At 59.8% G+C, this 7,274-nt stretch carries 7 protein-coding genes and 1 tRNA gene; 3 read left to right on the top strand and 5 right to left on the bottom strand.

The window, feature by feature from the left end:
- Positions 1 to 1,913: bifunctional aldolase/short-chain dehydrogenase (locus P8K07_10145; protein MDG1958879.1), on the top strand; the 1,913-nt coding region annotated here is incomplete at its 5' end.
- A gap of 106 nt (positions 1,914 to 2,019) precedes the next feature.
- Here P8K07_10145 and P8K07_10140 read toward each other — a convergent pair.
- From P8K07_10140 to P8K07_10120, 5 genes are all read right to left on the bottom strand, one after another.
- Positions 2,020 to 2,226 carry a hypothetical protein gene (locus P8K07_10140; protein ID MDG1958878.1) on the bottom strand — a complete coding sequence of 69 codons (207 nt, stop codon included), beginning with the start codon at positions 2,224 to 2,226 and terminating at the stop codon, positions 2,020 to 2,022.
- Positions 2,227 to 2,297: 71 nt separating this feature from the next.
- A tRNA-Ser gene (locus tag P8K07_10135) sits at positions 2,298 to 2,386 on the bottom strand.
- A 93-nt stretch (positions 2,387 to 2,479) separates the two neighbouring features.
- Complete coding sequence (locus P8K07_10130) at positions 2,480 to 2,695, bottom strand: hypothetical protein (protein MDG1958877.1); 216 nt, start codon at positions 2,693 to 2,695, stop codon at positions 2,480 to 2,482.
- A gap of 328 nt (positions 2,696 to 3,023) precedes the next feature.
- Entirely contained in the window at positions 3,024 to 3,284 is a 261-nt protein-coding gene (locus tag P8K07_10125) for a hypothetical protein (GenBank protein MDG1958876.1), read from the bottom strand.
- Complete coding sequence (locus P8K07_10120) at positions 3,278 to 4,408, bottom strand: NAD(P)-binding domain-containing protein (GenBank protein ID MDG1958875.1); 1,131 nt, start codon at positions 4,406 to 4,408, stop codon at positions 3,278 to 3,280. The genes P8K07_10125 and P8K07_10120 overlap by 7 nt, the downstream gene beginning before the upstream one ends.
- A 386-nt stretch (positions 4,409 to 4,794) precedes the next feature.
- Between P8K07_10120 and zigA the strand changes: the two genes are divergently transcribed.
- On the top strand, positions 4,795 to 6,036 hold the full coding sequence (gene zigA, locus P8K07_10115; protein ID MDG1958874.1) for a zinc metallochaperone GTPase ZigA: 1,242 nt from the start codon (positions 4,795 to 4,797) through the stop codon (positions 6,034 to 6,036).
- Positions 6,033 to 7,262: an FAD/NAD(P)-binding protein gene (locus P8K07_10110; GenBank protein MDG1958873.1), complete on the top strand. Its 1,230-nt coding sequence runs from the start codon at positions 6,033 to 6,035 to the stop codon at positions 7,260 to 7,262. Before zigA ends, P8K07_10110 begins: the two co-directional genes overlap by 4 nt.
- Positions 7,263 to 7,274 lie beyond the last annotated feature (12 nt).

The following is a 7,274-nucleotide window of genomic DNA, read 5'->3' as shown; positions in this document are numbered from 1 at the left end:
GCTGGGACCTCGATTCCATCGAACCTCCGGGCCTTCCGGCTCTCACCCTGGCTCCCTTGCTTGAATTGAGATCTTTGGAGGCTCTGAGCGATGAGGAGATGGTCAACCAGCAACGCATCCGACTGTTCGATTCAACCTCGCCCAACCCGTCGGTAGAAACCTTGCTGCACGCCTTCCTGCCATATCGGTTTATTGACCATACGCATGCGGACGCGATTTTGGCGCTGACGAATCAGCCCGACGGTGAGGACCTCGTCCGCGAGGCCTTGGGCGACAACATCCTGGTGGTTCCCTATATCATGCCTGGATTCGCTCTGGCGAAACTGGCAGCCGAAGTCTCCGAGACCCGTGCGGATGTCGAAGGTATGGTCCTGCTCAAGCATGGGCTTTTTACGTTCGATGAGGATGCCCGTGCGAGTTACGAGAAGACGATCGCATTGGTGGATCGGGCCGAACGTTTTCTTGAGAAACGTCGCTCGCGCCCCGCGCCAGCACCGGCTGGCGACGATGTCGCAAGTGCTGCCAGCGGGCGAGCAGCAGAGTTGGCGCCGCTATTACGTGGCGCGATCGCGAGAGACGATGCCGCACTGGGCGAGAGAAGCGATGCCCCGCAGCGTTGTATGGTGCTGGATTGGCGAGGGACACCGGAGATTCTTGGCTATCTCGCTGAGGAAGGTTTGCAGGAGCGCTCTCGGCGCGGACCTCTAACGCCTGATCATGTGATCCGTACCAAGTCACTACCGCTTGTGCTCGACCTGCCGCCTGAGGCTGACGAGGGCACGCTTCGCGCTGCGATCGGAGAGCGCGTGCAAGAATACCGTCGGGAGTACCGTGAGTACTTCACACGCCAGGTGGGCGAGAAATCTGTCGATAAAACACCTCTCGATCCGGATCCTCGGGTTTTTCTGGTCCCGGGTGTGGGGATCTTCTGTGCCGGGAAAACCGCGCGCGATGCCGGAATTGCCTCGGATTTGACCGAGCATACCCTTCGGATCCGCTCTCTGGGGGATGCGGTAGGTCATTACGAAGGTCTGCCCGATGGCGATCTCTTCGACATGGAATATTGGAGTCTCGAGCAAGCGAAACTCGGCAAATCTGCCGAGAAGCCTCTGGCTCGGCAGGTCGCGCTGGTGACGGGTGCCGCCGGGGCGATTGGCGTTGGTATCGCTCTGGAACTCGGGCGTGCGGGAGCACATGTGGTGCTCGCGGATGTGGATGAGGCTGGCCTTGCCAAGGCCCACCGACGAGTTGCTGAACTGGCCGGCGAGGCATCCTGTGCTGCGGTACGGATGGATGTGACGGATGATGCTTCGGTCGCCGCAGCCTTCGCCGAGACCTGCCGTCTCTTTGGCGGCGTCGATATCGTTGTTCCGAATGCCGGGATCGCGCACGTGAGTGCCATGGCGGACATGAAAAGTACCGACTGGGAGCGCGTGATGAGCGTGAACCTCGGGGGATATTTTCGAACGATGCGCGAAGGCGCCAGAGTGATGCGAGCGCAGCGGACCGGAGGCAATATCGTCGTGAATGCGTCCAAGAATGTCTTTGGTCCCGGGGCGGACTTCGGGGCCTATAGCGCGTCCAAGGCGGGCGGCCACCAATTAGGTAAAGTTGCGGCGATCGAGCTCGCGCCGGACGGGATCCGCGTGAACATGATCAACGCCGATGCGGTATTCGCCGAAGGCGATACGACCTCAGGCCTCTGGCAGGAGATTGGTGAGGACCGAGCCCGTTCCAAGGGTTTGGACCCGGCGGAGCTTGAAGAGCATTACCGGAAGCGCAATCTGCTGCATACGAAAATCAGCGGTGCCGACGTGGGCCGGGCCGTCGTGTTCTTTTCGGCCGGGGGTACTCCGACCACAGGAGCGACTTTGCCGGTTGATGGCGGTGTCGCCGCAGCGTTCCCGAGGTGAGCTGGGCACCTGCCGGGCTTCTCAAGCGATCAGCGCCCGCATGAGCGTTATGGGGTCTTGCCGCGTGCGGTGAACACGAATCCGCTTTGCGATTCGGTCTGATGACTCAGCGCTGCACAGGTGGGGCAGAATCGACCTTGCGGATGGCGACTTCGCGCACGGTGCGTTGCGATCCGTCGTTGGCCTCGATCACGGCATTTGGCGTCTGGATGCTCAAGACGCGGAAAGGGCCGGGTTCGAGCATCAGCACCACGAGGTCTCCGGGGAGAATCTCTTCGTCCTCGGGCCGAACTTTTTTTGTCGAGTCTTCCACTGTGTTCGTCTTACGCAAATTGGCCGGGGATCGCAAAGGCCGAGCCACCGTCGTTGGTTGAGCTCCCGAAGCGGAGGGGGTGGGATTCGAACCCACGAGAGCTTTAACACTCTGCCGGTTTTCAAGACCGGTGCCTTAAACCTGACTCGACCACCCCTCCAGGGAGTCTTCCTGACACTGCCAGTGTCGGGGTTGGAGCTTCGTCTCGCAAGGTCTGCGTGGAATTAGCCACGGCAGTGGCCAATTCCTATGTCTACTGTGGGCGGATATCGGGCACTGTCGTGATGAGCAACTGGGTTTGGCTCTCGGCGAAAATATCCTTTTCGCGGAGGTAGGCGTCTACAAGCGCCTCGTCGTCCGGGCTGGCCGGGCGGGCGCGAAGGCCGAGTACGGCTGCGACGTCGGCAAAATCGCGTTCATCGATGGAAAGGAGGTAGCAGTCGGTTTCCGGTGAGTGCAGGTTGTCCATGGGTAGGATCATTACCAAGTGTCGTGCCAGACGATGGCGAAGGGAAACGGCGCCTGCGAGGGTTCGCTATCCGGGAGCCAGACCCAAAGCAGGTAAGTTCCGGTGCCCTACGCTTGAATTCGTTGAGGAATTCGACTGCTCGCCGATGCGTGGGTGATCTCCACAGGCCACTCTAAGGCGCATGCCCTTGTCTCGCCTTGTTGCGGGTTCGTGCAGAGGTGCACGGACGGTATGTCGCTGTCGATGGCAGGCGAGTTGTGCCTGGGGGGCTGGTTGTGTCTTCGATTTTGCCCGAATGCGCCTCGCGAACCAGGCCCTGACTCCACAGCTACCGCGCTGCCGCAATATTGGCGACCAGCCACGAGGACGCTGCAAATAACTGCAACCAATCACCGCCGGAGTCCAGTCCGTAGGCGAGCACGCTCCCGATCCAGCAAAGGCTTGCAATCGTTTGCCCAAGCCATTCGATATGCGCCACCTTTTCGAACCGGTGAGGGCCCGCATCCGACGAAGTCTCGGGCTCGGCGGCCGCTCGAGATGGCCCGGTCAAAACCCCCTCGGAGACTCTTTCGGCATTTTCCGTCAGCATGTCGCGCATTCCTCCCCGCAGCAGGAGAGATCATCGAGGTACATGCCCCACTGTCGATACGCTTCCAGCTCCTCTGCCGGCAATCCCATTGATGTTGCGATTGCCTTGGCAACCACAGCGAAGCGTTGTCGATATTTGTAGATGAAGCAAAAGACGAGGTTGTCATGACGGACCGACGGGCCACAAAGAAACATTCCCGGCACCGTCGTTGACTCGTCATGTTCGCTCAGAAGAGGGAATCCATCTTCCCGTTGCTCGAATAGATGCGAGATCGATTTGTGGCTCCCTTCAAAACCGCCGGCCAGCAGCGGCGCGACGGGGGTTTGGAAGCTTCGGCCGTCCTGAGTGGTGATCTCGTATATTTCATCCCGACGAGCCACCGAGTGAACGGGCATTCGGGGGAACAGTTCGACTTGCTCCTCGAACGGATATTCTCGCATCCGTTCGAGTGAAAACGTGGATAGCGCAACGCTCGGGTCGGAGGTCTCCTCTTTCCAGGGCGAACCTCTGTCGAAGAGACGAACACTTTTGTCGCAGTAGGCGAGGTGGTAGGCCGCGTCGATACCGCTCTCGTAGCCGCCCACGATGATAAAGTCGTCGCCTTCGAGGTCTTCATAGCTCTCGATAGTGGCGGTGTGGCGACAGAGTTCGCTGCCCGCAAATCCGTTGAGACGGGGGTATTGAAATTCTCCGGCGGCCCAGATCACATGTCTGGTTCGCAACGTTTCGTCGCCGGTCTCGATTTGAAACTCGTCGCCTATCTTCTCGATGCGCTGGACGTCTGTGTTTTCCTGAATGGGCAACTCGAAGAACTTCGCAACACCCCGCAGATGGGCCGCATATTCGGCGCCGGTTGGATGTTCGACCTCAAGACTGAATGCGGGCGAAACGCCAATCGCTATGGAGTTCAGGTCCAGCATCCCGACGGAATTAGTCGGAAATGAAGGCGTGATGAATCTGGTCTCGGCGGGCCATGCGGAAAATGAAGCGCCGACGGTTTGGCGATCGAGGACGACGAAGTTCTCGATGCCCGCATGTCGAAGCGCTATCGAAACGCCGACGCCTGCGGCACCACCGCCGACGACGACGACGTCATAGGTCTCGGAAAATGGAATTGTATTCATGAGGCAAATTCTTCGGTCTGATCGGCCCGCGCGGAGGCGGTCCGATTCTTTCCATCCGTAACTCCAGTGGTTACTTCATTGTGGGTAAAACGTGTTTTGCAATCAGTCGTTCGAGAACGGCTGCGGAGTCAATTTCTTCCTGTCTCTGAAGCGTGCAGCGCCCTCTGGAAACGGTTAATGCAATCGCTATCTAAATGCAACTGATTTGCAATAAGAGATTGCGGCCGGGGAGCAGCGGCCCGCTCGTGAGCCGCCGTGGCGAGAGGGGAATCGCCCGGTTGCACTCAGTATGTACTTGCAATTCAGTTGCAAATAGGGTTTTCTCCTCCGGAACTTGAGCCCTGCCGGAAAGCCGGTTCTCCAAATCACGACAGCAGAGGATTTTGATGATGCCCAATCAGTCGACCGTTTCGAATCAACCGCGTCTCCCAGTCACGGTCCTGTCCGGGTTTCTAGGGGCCGGAAAGACCACGCTTCTGAACCAGGTGCTCAATAACCGCGAGGGTCGTCGGGTGGCGGTGATCGTCAATGATATGAGCGAGGTGAATATCGACGCGGCGCTGATTGGTCGGGGCGGGGCGGAGCTCAGCAGGACCGATGAAAAGCTGGTTGAGATGTCCAACGGTTGTATTTGCTGCACCCTGCGCGACGACTTGCTGGCCGAGGTGTCTCGACTCGCTCAGGAAGGTCGGTTTGACAACCTGCTCATCGAATCGACAGGGATCTCGGAGCCCATACCGGTGGCGCAGACATTTACGTTCGAGGATGAGAACGGGGTGAGCCTCAGTCAGGTGGCCAAACTCGATACGATGGTCACGGTGGTGGATGCGGCGAGCTTCCTGAGGGATTATAACGCGGCCGAAGCGCTTCAGGATCGTGGAGAATCTCTCGGAGACGACGACGAACGCACCGTTACCGACCTTTTGATTGACCAGATCGAGTTCGCGGACGTCATCGTTCTCAATAAGCGCGATCTGGTCAGTTATGATCAGGCGCTCGAGGTCGAGGCCATGCTCAAAGCACTCAACCCGGGGGCCAAGATTCTGCCGGCGATCCACGGTCAAATCCCGCTCCAATCGGTGCTCGATACCGGCTTGTTCGACTATGACAAAGCGGCCAGCTCTGCCGGGTGGATTCGAGAGATGGAGGGGGAGCACATACCCGAGACCGAAGAGTACGGAATCTCGAGCTTTACCTACCAAACTCCCGAGCCTTTTGATGCCGAAAAGCTTTGGGCCTTCCTGAATGACGAAGAAAACTGGTGCGGCGTGTTACGCTCGAAGGGTTTTTTCTGGGTCGCTGCCGATCATCGAGTCGCCTACGAATGGGCTCAGGCTGGTGGGATAAGCAACGTGAATCCTGCCGGGATGTGGTGGGCGGCTGTGCCGCGTGAGCATTGGGAAATGCCCGACGGCGAGCGCCCGGATCAGGAGCCCGGCTGGCATCCACGTTTCGGCGATCGCGCCCAGCAGTTGGTTTTTATCGGGCAAAAGATGGATGAAGCTGCGCTCCGAGGGCGCCTCGACGCCTGTCCTCTCGACAAGCACCTTGCGAGCGGGACGAGCAGCGCCTGGTCCGAACTGGAGAATCCGTTTCCCGAATTTGTCATGGATGAGGAGCCGGCGTGAAGAGTATTTCCGAGGATACCGCCAGTACCGTGAAACTCGATTGGTTGATTATCGGGGGCGGAATCCATGGAGTACATATTGCGGCCCGCCTGCTTGGCGAAGCCGATATAGATCCGCAACAGATCCGCATCGTGGACCCGGGCGAGCGTTTGCTGGAGCGCTGGCACACTTCGACGGCGACGACCGGGATGAGTCATCTGCGCTCCCCATCCGTTCATCACCTCGGCCTGAATGCCTCGTCGCTGCAACGGTTCGCGGGAAAGCGCAAGAAACGCAAGTCAGGCCTCTTTGCGCCTCCCTACGATCGGCCTGCGCTTGGTCTTTTCAACGCCCACTGCGATCGGATCATCGAGCGCTTCGAGCTCTCGAATCTCCATATACGCGCCCGTGCGAGTGCGTGCGCTGTCGAGTGTGATGGCGTCCGCGTGGCACTTTCGACGGGACCCGAGATTCTCGCGCAGCAGGTCGTGCTTGCGATGGGAGCTGGCGAACAGCCTGAGTGGCCTGAGTGGTCGCCAAGAGATGACCCCCGTGTTCAGCACGTTTTCGATCGAGGCTTCCATGGTTGGCCAACGGCCAAGGAGGCTGTCGTGGTCTTTGGCGGAGGAATCTCGGCCAGCCAGGTGGCACTGCGTCTCGTAGAAGAAGGGCATCAGGTTCATCTGGTTTCACGTCACGAACTGCGCGAGCATCAATTTGATAGCGATCCGGGCTGGCTTGGCCCGAAGCTGATGGCAGGCTTCAGTCGCGAACCCGACGTCGGCCGCCGGCGGGCGATGATCTCGGAAGCACGCCACCGAGGGTCCGTTCCGCCAGACGTTCAGCGTGCGGTGCGCCGGGCCATCGCCGCCGGACAACTCCTGTGGCATGAGGGTGAGGTTGAGAGCGTCGAAGCGGGTCACGAGATGCTCACGATGCGGCTCTCGACCGGGTCAGTTTTGGAAGTCCAGCGCGTGCTTTTGGCTACCGGCTTTGGCTCACAGCGTCCCGGTGGCGCTTTGGTGGACCAACTGGCGGATTCCGCCTCGCTACCCTGCGCGGGCTGTGGCTACCCCATCGTGGACACAGCGCTCCGCTGGCACCCGCGCGTTTACGTCTCGGGCCCGCTCGCGGAGCTGGAACTGGGGCCCGCCTCGAGGAATATCGCTGGCGCGCGACGGGCCGCCGAGAGGCTGGTGCAGGCTGTTCGTTCGACTCGCGACTCTGGCGCCGCCGCCAGCCTGTAAGCTCCAAGGCGA

Source organism: Candidatus Binatia bacterium (genome assembly GCA_029248525.1).
Taxonomy (GTDB): domain Bacteria; phylum Desulfobacterota; class Binatia; order UBA12015; family UBA12015; genus UBA12015.
This window is presented reverse-complemented; position numbering and strand designations above follow the sequence as displayed.